The sequence below is a fragment of the Streptosporangium sp. DT93 genome, from assembly GCF_049844535.1.
GTDB lineage: Bacteria > Actinomycetota > Actinomycetes > Streptosporangiales > Streptosporangiaceae > Streptosporangium.
On record NZ_JBNCLF010000003.1, the window covers coordinates 88,547 to 107,154 of the forward strand.

General features: G+C 70.3%; 13 protein-coding genes. 10 read left to right on the plus strand and 3 right to left on the minus strand.

Annotation, left to right across the window (positions count from 1 at the left end; translation table 11 throughout):
• Positions 1-17 precede the first annotated feature (17 nt).
• The 3 genes from ACLQ2R_RS08275 (at position 18) to ACLQ2R_RS08285 (ending at position 7,049) form a co-directional block, all read left to right on the plus strand.
• Positions 18-929, plus strand: coding sequence for an oxidoreductase (locus ACLQ2R_RS08275; protein WP_425958766.1), 912 nt, complete (start codon positions 18-20; stop codon positions 927-929).
• Between the two features lie 353 nt (positions 930-1,282).
• The gene (locus ACLQ2R_RS08280) at positions 1,283-4,618 is read left to right on the plus strand and encodes a hypothetical protein (RefSeq protein ID WP_425958767.1); all 3,336 of its coding nucleotides are present in this window, start codon (positions 1,283-1,285) and stop codon (positions 4,616-4,618) included.
• 130 nt (positions 4,619-4,748) lie between these two features.
• Complete coding sequence (locus ACLQ2R_RS08285; protein ID WP_425958768.1) at positions 4,749-7,049, plus strand: N-6 DNA methylase; 2,301 nt, start codon at positions 4,749-4,751, stop codon at positions 7,047-7,049.
• 198 nt (positions 7,050-7,247) lie between these two features.
• Here ACLQ2R_RS08285 and ACLQ2R_RS08290 read toward each other — a convergent pair whose 3' ends face one another.
• Both ACLQ2R_RS08290 and ACLQ2R_RS08295 read right to left on the minus strand, forming a co-directional pair.
• Positions 7,248-8,141: a hypothetical protein gene (locus tag ACLQ2R_RS08290; RefSeq protein WP_425958769.1), complete on the minus strand. Its 894-nt coding sequence runs from the start codon at positions 8,139-8,141 to the stop codon at positions 7,248-7,250.
• A complete protein-coding gene (locus ACLQ2R_RS08295) occupies positions 8,062-8,895 on the minus strand; it encodes a hypothetical protein (RefSeq protein WP_425958770.1) in 834 nt (277 codons plus the stop codon). The genes ACLQ2R_RS08290 and ACLQ2R_RS08295 overlap by 80 nt, the downstream gene beginning before the upstream one ends.
• 1,080 nt (positions 8,896-9,975) lie before the next feature.
• On the opposite strand from ACLQ2R_RS08295, the gene ACLQ2R_RS08300 reads away from it, so the two are divergent.
• The 7 genes from ACLQ2R_RS08300 (at position 9,976) to ACLQ2R_RS08330 (ending at position 16,806) form a co-directional block, all read left to right on the plus strand.
• The gene (locus tag ACLQ2R_RS08300) at positions 9,976-10,233 is read left to right on the plus strand and encodes a hypothetical protein (protein ID WP_425958771.1); all 258 of its coding nucleotides are present in this window, start codon (positions 9,976-9,978) and stop codon (positions 10,231-10,233) included.
• A 1,019-nt stretch (positions 10,234-11,252) separates the two neighbouring features.
• A complete protein-coding gene (locus tag ACLQ2R_RS08305) occupies positions 11,253-12,827 on the plus strand; it encodes a pyridoxal phosphate-dependent decarboxylase family protein (RefSeq protein WP_425958772.1) in 1,575 nt (524 codons plus the stop codon).
• The gene (locus ACLQ2R_RS08310) at positions 12,824-14,365 is read left to right on the plus strand and encodes a hypothetical protein (protein WP_425958773.1); all 1,542 of its coding nucleotides are present in this window, start codon (positions 12,824-12,826) and stop codon (positions 14,363-14,365) included. Before ACLQ2R_RS08305 ends, ACLQ2R_RS08310 begins: the two co-directional genes overlap by 4 nt.
• 46 nt (positions 14,366-14,411) lie before the next feature.
• The gene (locus ACLQ2R_RS08315) at positions 14,412-14,936 is read left to right on the plus strand and encodes a hypothetical protein (protein WP_425958774.1); all 525 of its coding nucleotides are present in this window, start codon (positions 14,412-14,414) and stop codon (positions 14,934-14,936) included.
• A gap of 25 nt (positions 14,937-14,961) precedes the next feature.
• Entirely contained in the window at positions 14,962-15,744 is a 783-nt protein-coding gene (locus ACLQ2R_RS08320) for a hypothetical protein (RefSeq protein ID WP_425958775.1), read from the plus strand.
• A gap of 40 nt (positions 15,745-15,784) precedes the next feature.
• Positions 15,785-16,261, plus strand: a complete 477-nt coding sequence (locus tag ACLQ2R_RS08325; protein ID WP_425958776.1) for a hypothetical protein — start codon at positions 15,785-15,787, stop codon at positions 16,259-16,261.
• On the plus strand, positions 16,258-16,806 hold the full coding sequence (locus ACLQ2R_RS08330; protein WP_425958777.1) for a hypothetical protein: 549 nt from the start codon (positions 16,258-16,260) through the stop codon (positions 16,804-16,806). The genes ACLQ2R_RS08325 and ACLQ2R_RS08330 overlap by 4 nt, the downstream gene beginning before the upstream one ends.
• A 175-nt stretch (positions 16,807-16,981) precedes the next feature.
• Here ACLQ2R_RS08330 and ACLQ2R_RS08335 read toward each other — a convergent pair whose 3' ends face one another.
• The gene (locus ACLQ2R_RS08335; RefSeq protein WP_425958778.1) at positions 16,982-18,538 is read right to left on the minus strand and encodes a serine/threonine-protein kinase; all 1,557 of its coding nucleotides are present in this window, start codon (positions 18,536-18,538) and stop codon (positions 16,982-16,984) included.
• Positions 18,539-18,608 lie beyond the last annotated feature (70 nt).

The window sequence follows — 18,608 nt, forward strand, 5'->3', positions numbered from 1 at the left end:
GGTGGCAGACTTCGACGATGACCTCGGAGACGATCACCGCGGCGGCCGCGGGTACCTGGAAGCTCGGCGACCTGACGGTCAACCGGATCGGATTCGGCGCGATGCGCCTGCCCCAGAACGGCGAGGCGTTCGGCGACGGCACCCCGAGCGATCGCGGCCGGGCGATCGCCGTGCTGCGCCGCGCGGTCGAACTGGGCGTCAACCACATCGACACGGCCGCGTTCTACTTCTCCTCGCTGCGCTCGGCCAACGAACTGATCAACCGGGCGCTGGCTCCCTACCCCGACGACCTGGTCATCGCCACCAAGGTCTGGCCGGGGCGGGACCCCTCGGGAAAGTGGTGGTGGGCCACCCCGGAGCAACTGCGCGGACAGGTCGAGGAGAACCTGCGCCAGCTCGGCCGCGACCACCTCGACGTGGTGAACCTGCGCATTCCCTCCGGTCGCGTGACCGGCTCGATCGCCGAGCACTTCGGCGCGCTGGCCGAGCTGCGCGAAGCCGGGCTCGTCCGCCACCTGGGCCTGTCCAACGCCACACCCGCGCACCTGGCCGAGGCCCGCTCCATCGCCCCGGTGGTGTGCGTGCAGAACCCCTACGGCCTCGGCCTTCGGCCCGATGACCTCGTCCTGCCGCGTACCTGCGCGGAACAGGACATCGCGTTCGTCCCGTTCTTCGCGATCGCCGGCGTCGGACGGGAGGCGGGCACGAGCGGCGCCGACAGCGAGGAGGTCGTGGCCGTCGCCCGCGCGCACCGGGCGACGGCCGCGCAGGTCCGGCTGGCCTGGACGCTGCAGCAGGGACCGAACGTGCTGGCCATCCCCGGCACCGGCGACCCGGATCACCTGGCCGACAACGTCGCCGCCGGTGCGTTGCGGCTCTCACGAGAGGAGCTGACCCGCCTCGGCTCCGCCCCACGGTCAGGAGCCTGACCGGCCGGGCGAGGCAGAGCCGTCACGAGACCACCACACCACCCGGCCGGTCGTGGTCTCGCGGGTGACGGTCGGGACGTCGAGCAGGCGGCCGGACGTTTCCCACCCGCACACAGACGGCGTCGACGACGTACACGATCCCACCCTTCTCCGGCTTCACATCCACGCAAAGAAATAGTGTGCGCTTAGTTCACATTTTCAAAGAAATGGTCTACGTTCCATGAGTGTGACGCGGCACACGTCCGATCGGGTTACCGAACGGAGTCCTTTGGCTCCGATCCGACGTGAGCCGCGCGTACCACCGAAGAAACCCCCGGCCGGTGGTGCCGGTGGGCACCGATCTCGGAGGAAACATGGGCAGTGCCGACCTGGCCGACCTCACCGACCGCGCCGCCTCGGCGAGCGGCGGCCACGGTGACCGTGCCGACCGTGCCGACCGCGCCGCCGGGGCGGGTGGCGACGGCCGGGCCGATCGCGGTACGGGAGCGGCCGGCGGCAACCGGGCCGACCGCGTTCCCGCGCCGATCGGCGGCAACCCCGCCGCGCTGGCGGCCACCGTCGGGCACGCCGCCCTGGCGGCCGGCGGTGAGCTCGCCGTCGCCGTCGCGAACGACCGGACCGCGACGATCGCCGAGGAACAGCGCGCCGTCGACCACGCGTACGACTGCCTGGAGTGGCGGCGGCAGGACGCCGGGCGGGTCAGGGCCGCGCGCACCCTGGAGGATCCCGAGCGCGGTCTCCCCTTCGTCCCCGACCTTCCCCCGGAGTTCGGGGAGTCCGACGACCTCGGCGGGCAGCCGCTGGTGTTCCTGCGCGTCGACGTCGCCGACGACCCCGACGGGCGGGAGACGTGGCGTATCGGGCGGCGTTCGGTCCGCGACGCCGAGGGCGACCTGGCCGTGATCAGCTGGACCTCCGAGCAGGCGGTCCGGTGGATGAAGGCCCGCGCCTCCCGTCCCGGTGAGATCCGGCTTCGCCGCAGGCTGCGCATGCACGGGCGTACGGTGACCGACTACCTCGACGACATCCGGCCCCGGGTCGCGACCCGCAGGACCCGGGCACCGCTCGCGGACGCCTCCGACCTTCTCACCCCTCAGGTTCAGCAGGAGCCTCAGGCCGTCGAGGCGCCCGGCCAGGACGCCGACGCCTTCCTCCTCGCCGACCTCGACCGGGGACGCGACGGGATCATGCGCGACATCGTGGAGACCATCCAGCGCGACCAGCTGGACCTGGTCTCCGACGGGCGGCCCGGGGTGCTGGTCGTCCAGGGCGGCCCTGGCACCGGTAAGACCGCGGTCGGCCTGCACCGCGTCGTCTGGCTGCTGGACCCGACGAACCGGGGGCTCACCCCCGACGACGTCCTCGTCATCGGGCCGCACCGGGGGTTCCTGCGCTACGTCGGCCAGGTCCTGCCGAGGCTGGGCAGCCGGGGCGTGGCGACCGTGGAGGTGTCGCGGCTGTGGGACGGCGAGGTCCGCGGCGAGGACACCCCGCAGGCGCACCTGGTCAAGTCGGACGAGCGGATGGCCGAGGTGCTGCGCCGCGTCGTCGAGAGCGGCATCCGCCCCGAGGCACCGGCCTCCCACATCGGCGACGACGTCTTCAGCACCCCGTACAGGGGCGCCGCCCTGACGCTTCCCGCCGCGGAGATCGAGGCGCTCGCCGTCGGCGCGCGCGACTCCAGCGGCCCCTACCTGGTACGGCGCCGCAAGTTCGTCGACACGTTCGTCGACCGCCTGCTGACCAGGTACGCCAAGGCCTCGCCCGGCCAGCGCCCGGACGGCACCCTGCGCTCCGGCATCGAGAGGCACGGCCGGGTGGCCTCCCTGATCAACGCCATCTGGCCGGCGCCGAACGCCGAGACCCTGCTGCGCAGGACGCTGAACGACGCGGAGGTGCTCAGGGCCGCGGCCTCGGGCCTGCTGACCGCCGAGGAGCGGGAGGCCGTCACGCGGCCCCGCGTGGCCCGCGCCTCCGAGGAGCCCTGGACGCTCGACGACCTGGTCTGCCTGGAGGAGCTGCGCCACCTGCTGTCGGGGGACGAACCTCGCCGCTACCGCCACATCGTGGTGGACGAGGCCCAGGATCTCACGCCCATGCAGGCGCGTTCCATCGCGCGCCGCTGCCCCGGCGGCTCCATGACCGTGCTCGGCGACCTCGCCCAGACCACCGGGGCCCGGCAGTACGACGTGTGGGAGCGGCTCGCCGGGATCCTGAGCGGGCACGACGGCTGGCACCTGGCCGAGCTCACCAGGGGGTACCGGGTGCCCGACGAGGTCATGCGCTTCGCGGAACCGCTGGCCAGATCCGTCTCCCTGTCGACCGCGGTTCCCCGGTCGGTACGCGGGATCGACGAGACCTCGCTGAGGATCACGCGGGTTGAGCAGGGCCGGCTGGTGGACGAGGCCGTTGCGCGGGCCCTCGACCTCGCCACCGCCGGCCTGGAGCGGTCGCGGTCGGTCGCGGTGATCGTCCCCGACGACACCGCGCTGCTGGGGGAACTGGAGCGGAGGGTCGCGGAGGTGCAGGGGGCCGTCCCGGCGGACGACGTCCCGCCGGTGAGCGTGCTGCCCGCGACCCTGGCCAGGGGCCTGGAGTTCGACCACGTCGTGGTGGTCGAACCGGCCGCCGTCGCCGCCCAGGGGCCCGCCGGGCCGCGACGGCTGTATGTGGCGATCACCCGGTGCACCCAGTCGCTCAGCGTGGTGCACGCGGCACCGCTCCCGGCCGTACTGGGCGGCCCGGCCGAACCGCTGCCGGTCGAACACGTCGAGCCGCTGCCGGTCGAACCGGCCGTCGAGGTGCGAAGCACAGCGAACGGAACGTCCGGCACGGTGCCGGAGGTCACGGTCACGAGCGTCGCGACCTCCGAGGTCGTGGTCCCGGAGGTCGCGGTTCCGAGCGTCACAGCCTCGGACGTCACGCCCTCCGAGGTCACGATCCCGGAGACCACGATCCCGCAGGTCGCGGCCTCCGAGGTCGTGGTCCCGAGCGTCACGGTTCCGGACGTCACGCCCTCCGAGATCACGATCCCGGAGACCACGATCCCGGACGTCACGGTCCTGGAGACCGCGATCCCGGAGGTCACGGCCTTCGAGGTCGCGGCGGAACACCCCACGCCGACGCTCACCGTGCCGGAGGAGCCTCTCGCCGCCGGCCCGTCCGGCCCGTCAGGCACATCCGGCATGCCCGCCCCGTTGTCCGAGGAGGTCACGAACGTGGACGACGACGCGCCGGTCGAGGGCGACGGCTTCCAGGACTTCGTCTCCTCGCTGGAGGAGCGCGTCCGCGCCGACAGGCGGTGCCACGTCCACGAGCAGCTGCGCCACACGCTCATCGCCGAGCTGCACGGAGCACGGCTCGCCCCCGCGCAGTCCCCCTTCGCCGACATCACCTGCGAGGGGCCGGAGGGTTCGGTCCTGTACGAGGTGCTGGGAGAGGGCGGGCACACCTACGAGCGCATGCGCGAGGCCGTACTCCGGATCATGGAGGTCGAGCACGTCACCGGGAATCGCGCGGATCACCTGTTCCTGGTGCTCCCCCAGGCCCCCGAGCCCGCCTGGGCCGCGGCGATGCCTGCCACGGCGTTCGACATCGCGACGATCTGGCGGGACGGCGCGGGCTGGGCCGGGGACGGCCTCGGCGTCGCCCTCGGCCGTCCTTCCACGGCTGGGTCGCCTCTCCGGTGAACTGAGTCAACGGATAGGCTGCCAGAGACCTCCCACGGAAGGCCGCGACACCCGCCCGGCCGGGCGTACGTCGTGGCCGCGGTTTCCCGCGGCGGGGTCGTCACCGTCCTGACCCCTGTCCGGAGACACGATGCCTCCTTCTGCCGACCCGACCGTGTCCGTCACCCTGGCGGAGATAGCCAGGATCGCCGGTGTCGGGCGCGCGGCCGTCAGCAACTGGCGCCGCCGCCACGACAGCTTTCCCGCACCCGTCGGCGGTACGGACACCAGCCCGCAGTTCGCGCTGTCGCAGGTGGAGCAGTGGCTGCGGCGCACGGGGAAGCTCGACGAGGTGGGCAGCCGGGAACGATTGTGGCCGGAGTTCGAGGCGCTCGGGGACCGCGACGCGATGGGAGCGGCGATCGCCGTGACCGGCGCCCGACTCCTCCGGGGCGAGACGGGACATGCGCAGGACGCGGAACACCCGGTGGATCCGCCGAGCGCCGAGGAGGCCGAGGGACTTCCGGACGGTACCGGTCTCTCCGACGCCCAGCGTTCCCTGGTGGAACGCGCGGTCGGCCTGGCCGGGAAGCACGGGGCACGGGACACCTTCGACTTCCTGCTCGGACGCTGGCTCGACACGCACGTCCGGCAGATCGGCGTCACTCCGGCCCCGCTGGCGGCCCTGATGGCCGAGATCGCCGAGCTGTCACGCGAGGACGACGCCCCGGACGCCCGCACGGTGCTCGACCCCGCGTGCGGCACGGGCGGCCTGCTGCTCGCCGCAGCCCGGCAGTGGGCGAGCACCCCGGAAGACGCCGTGGACGCCGTGGAGGACACCGCGCGGGACGCGGCGGAAAGCCCGGCGGAGAACACAGCGGAGAACACGGCCGAGAGCACCGCGCGGACGCGCGCCTCGGCCCCGCCGCTACGGCTGCTCGGCCAGGACGCCGACCCGACCCAGGCCGCGCTGGCCGCCGTACGCCTGCTGATCGCCCGGCAACGGCCGGGTCCCGGAACCGCGTGGGAGGTGAACGTCCGGGCCGGGAACACGCTGCGCGCCGATCCCCATCCCGACGTCCGCGCCGACGTGGTGCTGTGCAACCCGCCGTTCAACGAGCGCGACTGGGGATACGAGGAGCTCGCCACCGACGTCCGCTGGACGTACGGGCTGCCTCCCCGTACCGAACCGGAGCTCGCCTGGACGCAGCATGCGCTGAGCCGCCTGGCGCCCGGCGGGACGGCCGTACTGCTGATGCCCCCCGGGGTCGCCTCCCGCAGGGCGGGGCGCCGGATCCGGGCCGGGCTGCTCCGGAGCGGCGTGCTGCGCGCGGTGGTCGCCCTGCCACCGGGGTCCGCTCCCCCGCACAGCGTCGCGCTGCACCTGTGGGTCCTGCGGACACCGGCCGCTGGCGGAACGGACGTGGGGGCCGGGGTTCTCCTGGTCGACGCGGCCGACGTCCAGGCCGAGCCTCCGGGAGGAGCACACAGGACGGGCAGGACGGCGATCGACTGGCCCCTCCTGCACCGGCGCGTGGTGTCGGCCGTCAGGGCCGGAGCCGAAAGCGACCCCGACGATACGGACGACGCGACCGACGCGACCGACGCGGCCGACGCGATCCACGCGGGCAGGGACAGGCCCGCCGACCACGCCGTGCTCCCGGTGATCGACCTGCTGGACGACGAGGTGGACCTCACCCCCGCACGTCACGTCCCGAGGAAGGGCGCCTCCGCGAGCCAGGGTCTGCGCCGCTCGTGGGACCGGTTCGGCGCCCTGCTCGACGAGCTGCGGGATCTGACCGCGACCCTGTCCGCGCTCGAACCGGGCGAGGAGGAGCCCGCGGGCCAGGGCTCGGTGACCGTGGGCGACCTGCTCCGGGCGGGCGCGGTGACGATGCGGGCCGGTCAGCAACCGGCGGACGGCGCGGTGCGCTCCGGTGACGCCCCCGACGACGCCGTACCCGTGCTGACCGTCGGCGACGTGCCGTCCGGGGGCGTGCCGTCCGGCTGGCTCCCCGCGGGCGAGGCGTCGGCGGGAGAGGCGGCGGGCACCCTCACGGTGACCGTTCCCGGTGAGGTGGTCGTCGTCGGGGCCCACCGGGCCTTCGGCGCCTGGGTCGGCACCGGTCCCCCCACGGTGCTGGGACCGCAGCTGTTCGCCCTGCGGGTGGATGCCACCCTGCTCGACCCGTGGTTCCTGGCCGGTTGCCTGCGGGCCCCGGCCAACGCGAGGCAGGCGGGGACCCACGCCTCGACCTCCTCGCGCATCGACGTCCGCAGGCTGCAGGTGCTGCGGCTCCCCCTCGACGAGCAGCGCCGCCACGGCGAGGCCTTCCGGCGGCTCGCGACCTTCGAGCGGTCGCTGCGCGAGGCCGGGGCGATCGGCGTGGAGCTGGTCGACGGGCTGACCGACGGCCTGTCCGCCGGAAGGGTGCCCCGCGACCGGCCGTGAGCGGGTGCCCGCGACGGGGCGGCCCCCCGGGCCGCCCTCCGGCATCGGGATCATCGAAGATCGTGACGGGTCATACGACCGAGGAACTCCATCGGGTGCGGGGGGCGGGCGCACTCCTGAAAGCCCGACGAGCCCCGTGGTCCTGCTCGCCGGGACAACCCGCGCTTCGATTCTTCGGCGAATCATCGGGACGGCTCTTCACCATGCCACATCGAATGGACGTCTGACATCCAATGGCCAGGGGAGGGTGGCACTCCGGCCCAGGCGAACATCCAGGTGATCGAGCGACGTCGTCGATTCGACGAGGAGGTGCTGTCCAGCGGCGTCCATGGCCAGATCGACTATCCTGCCTCCTTCGCCGGACAGGTCGAATTCTCCCAGAACATTTCCGTCGGCGATTGATGTCTCCTCGATTCCTTCCTTGTCGTCCGAGGGGGTGAAGAGTGACGACGCATCGGCGCTGAACGCGATGGGCAGGTCGCTTCCCGCCTCCCTCCAGCGACGCAGTTCGGAAGCACGAGCAAGGTCACGACCGGGATCTCGGGTGTCCAGCATTCGAACGACCGTGTCCGGCAGGCAGAACTCTCCCGGATCCGCCGTGCACGGCTCGATGACCGACAGCGCGATTCTGTCCTGACCCGCCCATGCCAGATGCTTGGCCGACAGGTTCTTACCGGCCGTCGTGATGCTCCACGATTCACTCATGTTCGTCTTCACGTCGTGAACGGTGAGCGTTTGCGGCGTTCCCGAGCCGCAACCGTCATCGACGTAAGCCAGCCTGCTTCCGTCGCGCGTCACAGCGAGCGCGCCGACATGTCCACCGGCCCTCAACCGAACCATCCGCCGCACATCCACCTTCGGCGAATCTCCGACGCCCATGCGGGTTCGATATATTACAGAAGCGCAAGCGGTGGAGTCGTCCGGGCGCACGGCCAGGTAGAAGGTGTCGTCCTCGCCCGCGGCAACTTTCTCGATATTGCCGTACACTTCGGCTTGGTCAATGAAAGTGATCTTACTGCCGGTACGTGCATCGACCTTGAGTATCGACGGGATGCCCGCGGCATGGACGACATAGTAATCCGGGATGCCCACGGCGGGTCCCGTCGTTCTCCTCCCCTCCCCTCCGCACGCGGTGAGGCCCGCAATGAGAACCAGGGCGAGTAGTGCACGAATATTCTGGTTGTTTCTCACCGGAGTCGTGAAACCTCGCAGTCGCAAGCACGTTGGCCGACAGTACGTGAAGGGCGTCCATGAGCGCGGCGCCCTCGACGCCGCCCGGAGCATATATCAGCATGAGATCGTGCGCGGTGTGCTCCAGATATCCGGTGCCGATTGTTTGGCCCATCGAGTCCGTGAAGATATCACCGTTCGCGCCGCAGTGCCCGGCGGTGAGCATGTAGGTGACGTTGCCGTGTCGAACGGAGAATCCGGCGGTGCAATTATAGGCGCCACCGGTGCTTCCGCACTGCAGGGTATGGAACTTGGTATTGCGAATCGCCACACCGCCATACCAGGGAGGAGAGTCGTCACATCGGCTCGACAACTTCGTACGCGGAGCGGAGACGACATCCACGGGAACACCGATGTCCTCAGGAACGAGCGATCGAGCACTCGCCCTGGACGATTCTTCAGGATCCACCGCAGCGACCAGGCCACTGCCGTCGAATGGCATTTTAACGGCATGGACCGGTCCGTCCGCGGTGACACCCGCCGAAGCCGTCAGCTTCTTCGCCGCGACTTTCAGTTCCTTCTCGGAGTGATCGGCCTGTCTGAGCTCGACGGGGGCCACCGGAGCGGCAGCGGCCATGGCGCGAAAATACTCGGGGAGGGCGATCCCTTCCACCATACGACGACCCGATCATCGATCAGTTCGATTCCGGCGTATCCGGAGTCGTCACCGGTCTCGACCAGGGATCGAATCCTCCCGGCAGCTTGAATCAACGGCCATTGACGGGTGATCGTTCTTTGATCTTCGGGCGACACGTGGTCCGGAACTCCCGGCTTTTCAGGAGCGTTTTTCTTTGGCGAGGGAGTAGGAGCCGGACCCATGGCCTCCGCGGCGCCGACCGGCGAGGTCGTGAGGATGGTGAGCAGCAACAGCAGAAGGGACGTGATCGAACAGAGGAGTAACGGTTTCCGGCTGCGGGGCAGATGCAAGGTTATTCTCGCTCTCCTGGATCCGGGGTCCATGAGATCATCACAAGAGAAGTTTGACGTGTCAATAACCGTGGACGGGTGGAGCTTTTCCGGCCTGGCGAATCACGTCACGACTCGTCATGGAACACAATGCGCGATTTACATGTAAAGAAGCGCCGGTCACAAGAGGTGCCGATGCCGGCCCAGGCATCAAAGGTTTCGAGCCGCTGTTGCCCTCGGTCCTTGCCCCGGTTGCCCGGTCTCCTTTACCGCACCGTCTGCCGTCACGTTTCCGCCCGGATCGGCACTTTTGATTCTGGGGCGCGGGGCTTCGTCGCCGACCGGAATCCGCGCCCAGGCATCCCGGGCGCGGTAAGGATCGCGCGGGAGAGCGGGTCCGGGCGGGCAGTTCCGCATTCCCCGCAATGGCCGGCCCCGTCCGGTGTCCGCCATCGCCGCCGCCGGGCCACCCGTTCGCCCACCGCCGTCACCGGCGCCGGAACCCCCTTCCCCGCCGACGAAACCACCACCGAGGCGATCTCCGGCCCGCCGAAGTCGGCCTCGCATGAACGGCCCTGCTCAACGGGCGCGATCGGATGCGCCCCGGTTCGGAACGTTTACGGCCTTCCTCGCACGGTAGATGTGTGGCACGAATGGCACGACCGAACGGGGCCTGAATTCTTCAGGGAACAGAAAAGGGGGCATCGACATGCAGGATCGTCGAACCAGTTTCTGGTGGCGGGGTCCTTTCGATCCCGACGGGAGATGGCGCGCAACGCCTTTGTGGCGGGTGGGCCTCATCGGTCTCGCGGTGGGCGCGGTCGCGGGTTTCCTGGTGAACCTCATCAGCACGTGGATCGAAACCCACGACTCCACGCGGGGCTTCGCCATCGACTGGTCGAGGGCTCTCGTCTTCGCGGCCCTCATGGGTCTGGTGACCGCCGCCATCTGGATTCTCACCGTGCGCCACCGCAGGAAGGCCTTCAAGGGGGCGGGGCGGGCGGCGTCCGGATCGGCCGAGCGCGCCATGACCGGCGAGTCCCGCTAGGCGTTCCGATGTCACGTGTCCCGGATCGGGCCGATGCCCTCCGGTCGCGCCCTCCGGATTCGACGGGCGGATCCAGGCGCGTGACCGCGCCTGGTTCGAGGAGCCGGCGTCTTCGCCGGCGGAGCGGATCCATCGGTGGAGACGCCGGTGGATCCGCCGAGCCCGGCCGGCGGATGTGAAGGTGCCCGCCCAGCGGGGCCGGGCGGGCGGTGGAGCCGTCCACGACGGACGGCGGAGGACCGGCGTGGGCGAAGTCCACCGGATCCCGCCCGACAGCCGAGACTAATCGCATAACCGACACATCAATCTTTTAATATCTATGTCGTATTTTATACGATATGACAGTATCCACTGCACCAGTATTTGACACGGTCGCCGACCGGAACGACGGCGGTGGATTCCAGAGCGATGCGCGCCGACGAGAAAACCCGCGAGCACGAATCGGCCGGGATCCGTCACGTCTCCCCGTACGCAATCCCGGCGCACCGCCGACCGTGGCCGGAATCTGCCACTTCACCTGCACGGGAACCCTTGCGCCTATCCCGTCATCAATGGTTAGCTCACTCACGTGACACGCACGCCAAGGTATACGGCGGACGAAATCAGACCTGATTAATCGCGATCGGATCACGACGGTTCTCCTCCGGACCCCGATTTCCGGAGGAATCACACCGGACCGATCCGGGCCGCGCGAGCAGGATGTGAGCAGGTGCCGGCGGTCCCCTCCGGCACTCTTCCACCACACCCATCGACCTCCTTTTTATATTTTTTGGAACGTTCCAGGGATCGAAGCGCTTCAGCTACGACTGGAAACACCTCTCGTGTCCCCCGGGAGGCGGAGAGCCTCGTTCGCGTTCGACGCATCACCGCGCCACCGAATCGCCGCATCACCGCGTTACCGCATTCATCCCCCCGAGCCTTGATGTGATCGCCCGGGAGTTCGGTCCACCATTCCCGAGCTCCTGTCCAGGCGTGGCCATATGGGCGTTCCCGACGCCGGATCGTTTGGAGTCTGCTCCGTGACGAGTTCGCTTTCCGATGTCCACAGTCCCCTTCCAGAACCGGCGACAGGCGAAGGGTCCCGATCACCCACGCCGGACCTCGCCGCCGCCTTCGACCCCGACCGTTTCCGTGACGGCGCCGTGGACATCGTCGGCCGCCTGACGACCTACCTCGCCGACCGATCGGTCCGGGGGCTCGACCTGCTCGACCCCGCGGTGCTGCTGAAGGCCGCGCGGGAGCTGATGACCCCGGAACGGCAGCGCATAGCCGACTTCGACGCCGACCGGGTGAGCCGGATCGTCGACCTCTACACCGAGACCGGCATCCCGGTCTACTCGCCCGGTTACATGGGGCGGCAGTTCTCCGGGGTGGTGCCGCTGGCCGGCCTCATCGACCTGGTCGGCTCGGTGGTCAACCAGCCCTCCTCCTTCTACGAGGCCGGGCAGCTCCCCAGCGTCGCCGAACGGCTCATGGCAGAGGAGCTCAACCGCTTCATCGGCTGGGACCGCGACCGGTTCGCCATGGTGACGACGTCGGGGGGCTCCCTGGCCAACCTGACCGCGTTGCTGGCCGCCCGCAACCGCGCCTTCCCGCAGATCTGGACGCGCGGCACCGGCGGCATGCCGGGCCCCCCGGCCATCGCGGTCAGCGAGGAGGCCCACTACAGCGTGACGCGGGCCGCCGGGGTGCTCGGCATCGGGGAACGGCAGATCATCCGGCTGCCGGTCGACCGGGCCGGGCGGATCCGCCCCGACCTGGCCGGCCCGGCGCTGGCCGAGGCGCTCCGGCGCGGCCTGCGGCCGTTCTGCCTGGTGGCCTCGGCCGGCACCACGTCGACGGGCGCCTTCGACCCGCTGGAGGAGCTCGCGGCCGTGGCGGACCGCTACGGGCTCTGGCTGCACGTGGACGGGGCGCACGGGGCGAGCCTGCTGCTGTCGGACCTGCACCGGGACAGGCTGCGCGGCATCGAGCGGGCCGACTCGCTGACCTGGGACGCGCACAAGATGCTGTTCATGCCGGCGCCGTGCACGCTGCTGTTCTACCGCGACGGCTCGGCGGCGCGCGACGCGTTCCGCCAGCGCGCCAGCTACGTCTTCGACGAGGAACCGGACGTCTACAGCGCCTACGACAGCGCGGCCAAGAACCTGGAGTGCACGAAGCGTCCGATGATCATGCCGCTGTGGACGGTCTGGTCGGTCTACGGCCCGGCGCTGTTCGCACAGAAGATCGACCGGTTGTGCGCGACCGCCCGGCAGGCGTACCGGATGCTCGCCGCCGAGCCGGACTTCGCCGTGGCGCACGAGCCGGAGTCCAACATCGTGTGCTTCCGGTACGTGCCGGAGGGCCTGGAGCCGGGGAGCGCGCACCGGCTGCAACTGGAGATCCGCAACCGGATCCGGGGCGGCGGGCGCTTCTTCATCTCCAAGGTCGACCTCGACGGGACGGCGGCGCTGCGCGTGGTGGTCATGAACCACCTGATCGACGCCGACCACCTGGCCATGCTCATCGACGAGATCAGGGACATCGGGCAACGGGTGCTGCGCGCGGGCGCCGCGACCCGGAACGACCAGCGGAACGGGAGTCATTCATGACCATGACGGGCCTGGACATCGCCGCCTCGGCGGAGCTGGCGGAACGGCTGATCCCCGAGGAGGAGCTGCGGCCCCGCTCGGTGGACGACGTCGTCCGGCTGCCGTCGTTCGCGGGGAGGCTGGAGGAGTGCGGGCGCCTCACCGGGGTCCCCTACTGCGAGTCCCCGCTCGACCTGCAGAACGCGCTGGTGTTCCGGCGGCTCCGCCAGCTCGTCGGCATCGCCCTGCTCAACCCGCTGTGGCGCGAGCGGCTGCACCACTTCGGGGTCCGCGACGTCCCCGCCGACATGTCCGAGTGGGAGCGGATCCCCCTGTCGGACAAGATCGTGCAGCGGGACATGTTCATGGGCGCGCGGGCCGGGATGGTCGTGCCGCTGGAGCGCGGCGGGTTCGAGGTGGTGGCCAGCGGCGGCACCGGCGACGGCATGCCCCTGGAGATCGTCTACTCCCTGCGGGAGCTGCGCGACACGTACCGCATCTCCGGGGCGTTCATGGGCGCCTACCAGCTCGGCCGCTACCTGCGCGGCCCGGCGCCGCGCTGGCTGTTCACCACCCTGGCCGACTACCAGATGTGGAGCAGCGGGACCATGGTCGGCGGCGTGCTGTCCCACGTCCCGGGGGTCAACTACATCGGCGCGGGGCCGGTGAGCGCGCCGGTGCTGGAGCACATGTTCTCCTACCCCGGCCACAAGGCGCTGATGGGCATCACCGCCGGCATCGCGTTGCTGCCCGAGCTGGGCGCGGCCCTGACGCCGCACGCCAGGGCGAGCTTCCGGGTCGCCATGTACGGCAGCGGCTCCCTGCCGCAGCGCAAGCGCGACGAGCTGCAGGCGTTCTTCCCCAACGTGTCGATCCTCAGCTACTTCGCCGCGACCCAGGCCGAGTGCGTCGGGCTCCAGCTCGACCACGCCTCGCCGGCGCTGTCGGCCGTGCCGGGGCTGCACCTGGTGGAGATCGTCGACGAGCACGGCCGCGCCGTCGCCGAGGGCGAGGAGGGCGAGCTGGTCGTCACCCGGCTGCACGCCGACGAGACGCCACTGCTGCGGCTCAAGCTCGGCGACCGGATGATCCGCCGCCCCGCCCTGGACGGCCCCGGGCCGCGCACCGAGCGGTTCGAGTTCGCCGGGCGCACCGCCGACGTGCTGCACCTCAACGACAGCCAGTACTCGGCGACGCTGGCGTACGCGGCCCTGCGCGGGCGGCTGCGCTCGTCGACCGGCGTCGACCTGGACCTGATCGCGCACGAGGTCCAGTTCCACAACCACCGCGAGGAGCGGAGCCTCACCCTGCTGGCGGCGGTGGACGACGCCGAGGGCACGACCGCGGCCGTCGAGCAGGCCCTCGGCCCGAGCGGGACGCGGCAGCTGTTCACCCGGTCGCTGCCGAGTTCCCTGTCGCTCTTCAACGACCGGGAGGCCAACGCGGCGGCCATCGAGCAGACCGGGTACGGGTTCCGGCTGGAGTTCGTCCCCCGCTCCTCGCCGCGGATCGAGCGGACGGCCGTCGGCAAGACACCGCTGGTCAGGGACCGGGGCTGAGCGCGGTGGCCCGCATGACCGAACGACATCCGACAAGGGAGGAACGATGAAACAGAGGATCAGCATCGTCGTGATGGTCGACGCCGTCGGGGCGTTGTCCGACCGGACGCTGCACAACGGCAACATCTCGCTGGTCGACGACAGCTCGGCGGGAAGCAAACACCAGGGGACCCCCGATCTCGTCACGGTGGTCTCCCCGGGGCAGGTCGTCCAGTGGACGCCCATCCACATAGACGTGCAGACCCCGGTCGAGATCCAGTCCATCGAGTTCCTGTCCGCCGCGAACGCCGCGGCCCCGGCCGCCGCGACCCCGGCCGGCGGGGCGGCGGCGCCGCGCCAGGCGGGGCACTCCGCCGCCACCCCCCACCCGGTGTCCGGTGCCGCGCACGGGACGGGGGTCGACGCCACGGCCTCCAACGGATACGAGAACCACGACCTGCTGATCTGGGAGGGCATCGTGCCCTACGGCATGACGCCCGGCGTCCCGTACCGGTACCGGCTCTCCCTCAGGCTCCACGAAGGCGCCAACAGCGTGCTGCACATCGACTCGCCCGCGCTGATGTGCGTGTGAGCCCCGTTCCCCGAAAGGCGGTTCCATGGCCCAGCAACACGGGATCATCGTGCTCTTCGACGTCGAGAACGCGCTCCGGACGCGATCGCTCGACGGCAACACCTACTGGTTCGACAACATGAAGCTGTTCGGCTCCACCGGGGTCGGCAGCGAGCAGCTGGTGACGATCGTGCCCGGCACCCACTACCTCGACGGGTCGCAGGCGACCGAGCAGGTGCTGAACTGGCTGCCCGCGGCGCTGGGGTCGATCCCCCCGACCGTGCCGCGCAACTACCTGGCCGAGCAGGGCCACGCCGACGACCGGCGCACTCTGAAGGAGCTGTCCGAGCTCGACGCCGACGGCGGCGTGGGGGAGGCCGACGTCAAGCGGCTGCAGCGCAGGGTCGGCAAGCGCGCCCGCAAGTCCGCGAGCGGACGCGGCCTCACCGACGCCAAGCTGCTGGACGTCACCGGCAGGACCACGACCAGCTCCGACGCGTACAACTACCCCGCTCCGGTGATCACCGACATCACCGGCCCGGCCGTCACCGAGAAGGTCATGTACCCGGCCCAGTACGGGTCGCCCGACATGATCTACGACGGCTGGTACTGGGCCGCGAACGTGGACACGAGCCGGCCCGGGGTCTACCGGTACACGATGCACATCCAGCTGCACGAGCTGGTCGAGCGGAACGACGAGCTGGTCTGGGAGTCCGTGGACCTGACCTGCGAGTCCAACCTCAAGGTCATCAAGGACCCGAAGCGCAACGGGTTCACCGGTGCCGGGGTGGGCGTCCTGCCCCTGCCGCCCGTCCCGGTCACCGGCTGACCCTGATCCGAGCCGGAACATCTTCGAGCGGAGGAGCCGCATGCCCCCGAGGAACAGACAACCCGAACGCCAGCCCGCCCAGGCCGCCAAGCCCGTCCGGCCCGTGACGATCACCGCGGTGGTCGACCCGGTGGCCGCCCTGGCGTCGGAGAACCTGGACGAGAACCTCTACCTCTACGACACCAACAGGTCCTCCGGGTCCACCGGTTTCGGCACCCCCGAGCTGCACAGCCGGGTGCGCAAGGGCGACACCCTGCTGTGGAACGTGATCCCGCTGGAGTGCGAGACCTACGTGTCCCTCGTCGACATCGAGATCGACCCCAAGGTCGCCGAGCCCACGCAGAAGGTGTATCCCGGCACCGACATCGTGTTCTGGACCGCCGAGGTCAAGCAGGACCTCACCGAACCGCTCCCGTACCGGCTCTCGTTCCTGCTGGGCACCGTCACCACGCCGTTCACCCCCAAAGCCCGCCCGGCCCTGGCCGGCCCCGCCGGCGACGGAAAGGAAGCCCGATGACCCAGGCGTACGCGGCCACGGACTTCACCGAGCGCGGCCAGCTCAACTCCGTCCAGCTGAACGTGGTGACGCTCGTCGACATGGAGAGGGCCGCCGCGACGAAGTCCCTGGACGGCTGCCTCTACATGATGGACAACAGCGTCGGCGGGATCGGGCAGGGCAGCGACCACCTGGAGACCATCTGCAAGCAGGGCCAGGTGATCAACTGGATCATCCGCCCGATCGACATGCACCGCCGTACGGACGGCACCTGGCCCCCGATGCCGAAGATCAACAACATCGTCTTCCTCGACATCGAGAAGGGCGACGAGGACGACGTCGCCGAACGCCGGATCATGACCGAGCTCAAGGTGTACGGCGCTCCCGACCGGATGCGCGACCAGTACACCGCCGTCTACTACTACTGGGCCGGGGCGGTGATGAGCGAGGCACGGGCGGGGCTCTACCGCTACCGGTTCGTCCTGGAGCTGGAGAAGGAGCACGGCACCGACAAGCTGTACCTGAACTCGTCCCGCTACCCGGCCCTGCGGGTGCTGCCCGTCTGACGGTCCTCGGGGTCGCGAGCGCGGCACCCGAAGAAGCGAGCACGGCATCGGGGGTCGCACGTGCGGCACCCGGGGTCGCAAACACGGTATCCGGGGTCGCGAGCGCGGTATGAGGGCGGCCCGTCGCCGGTCACGGCGGCGGGCCGCCCTTCTCTCCGTCCCGCCACGTCGCGCGTCACCGGTCGGCGAGTCCCCTCAGGATCTCCCTGACCTTGTCGACGTCGCCGTGCTGGGGGCCGTACTTGCGTTCGAGGTCGGGCAGCAGCTCCCCCAGCACCCGTTTGGCCCGCACCCGGTTGCCCGCGTCGAGCTCCACCATGCCGATCTTGTGGCGTAGTTCGAGGAGCCGCTCCTCGCTCGCGCCGAACCGCCGCTCGTCGGCCAGAAGCCGCTGGAGCTGGGCCAGGGCGAGGTCCCTGTCGCCGATGGCCGCGTGACAGCCCGCCTCCATCAACCGGCAGCGCAGGGCGAGGTTGTTGTCCGGGCCCTCGACCGCGGCGACGTCGACGGCCAGGCGGTGGAACTCCGGCGCCGCCCGGCGGTGGTCGCCGGCGAGGAAGAGGAGCTCGGCGAGCTCGATCCGCAGCTCGATCACGCTGGAGGCGGTCGTCCCGAAGGAGCTCGCGGCCGGGCCCGTCACCTCCGCCAGCAGGTCCGCCGCCTGGCTGAAACGCCCCTGGCGCTTGAGGATCTCGGCGTCCCTGCGGGCGCGTTCCAGGTCGGCGCGCTCGATCTGGGCCAGCCCGCCGATGTTCTTGATCCTCATCGGCCTCCGGAGGTGGGCCGCCCGCCGGTTGCGTTCGGCCGAGGAGATGATGCGCCCGACGACGGTGGCGTACATCTGCATCGGGTGAGGGGCGTCCAGGTTCACGTAGCCGGGGAAGGGCGGCAACTCGTGACAGAAGTCCAGCAGCCGCTCGCAGATGACGCCGGCGTCGCGGGGCCGTCGCTCCGGCGTCTTGGCGAGCATCCACAGGACGAGCCGCTCCAGGCCCTCGGGGGCGTCGTAGCGCCTGGTGCGCAGCGGGCGGGGTGGCGTGTCGGTGTGGTTGCGCATCGCCGCCAGTGCCGTGGGCGCGGCGAACTGGTTCTTCCCGGTGAGCATCTCGTCCAGGATCACGCCGAGGGAGTACAGGTCGCTGCGTGGGTCCGCCGACCCGTTCATGGCCTGCTCCGGCGCCATGTAGGCGGGCGTGCCCAGCACCTCGCCCGTCCGGGTGAGGCTCGTGGTGTCGGCGGAGGCGAGCGCGGCGGCGATGCCGAAGTCCAGGACCTTGACCGTGCCGTCGGGGCAGAGCATCAGGTTGCTCGGCTTGAGATCGCGATGGACCAGCCCGTTGGCGTGGGCGACGCCCAGGACGGAGCAGACCTGGGCGGCGATCGCCACGGCCCAGGCGATCGGTATCTCGGTCTCGTCGATCAGCACGGAGACCGGGCAGCCCTTGACGAGCTGCATGACCATGTAGAGGTCGTCGCCGTGGGGCCCGCAGTCGTAGACGATGGGAACGCCGGGGTGTTCCAGCCGGGCGGTGATCCGCGACTCCCGGATGAAGCGCCGGGCGAGTTCCTCGTCGGGCCGGCCGTCGGAAAACCTGTCGGTTTTGATGAATTTGATGGCGACCTGCCGGGCGAGCCGTTTGTCGTAGCCGAACCAGACCTCCCCCATTCCACCGGCCTGGCGGGACAGGGGGTCCAACTCGTAGCGCCCGCCTATGATCGTTCCTCTGCTCAAAACGATCCGCTCCTCCAGAAATGCCCCAGGTCCCCAGGAAAATGTAGCGTCCTCCGACTCCTACCGTCTT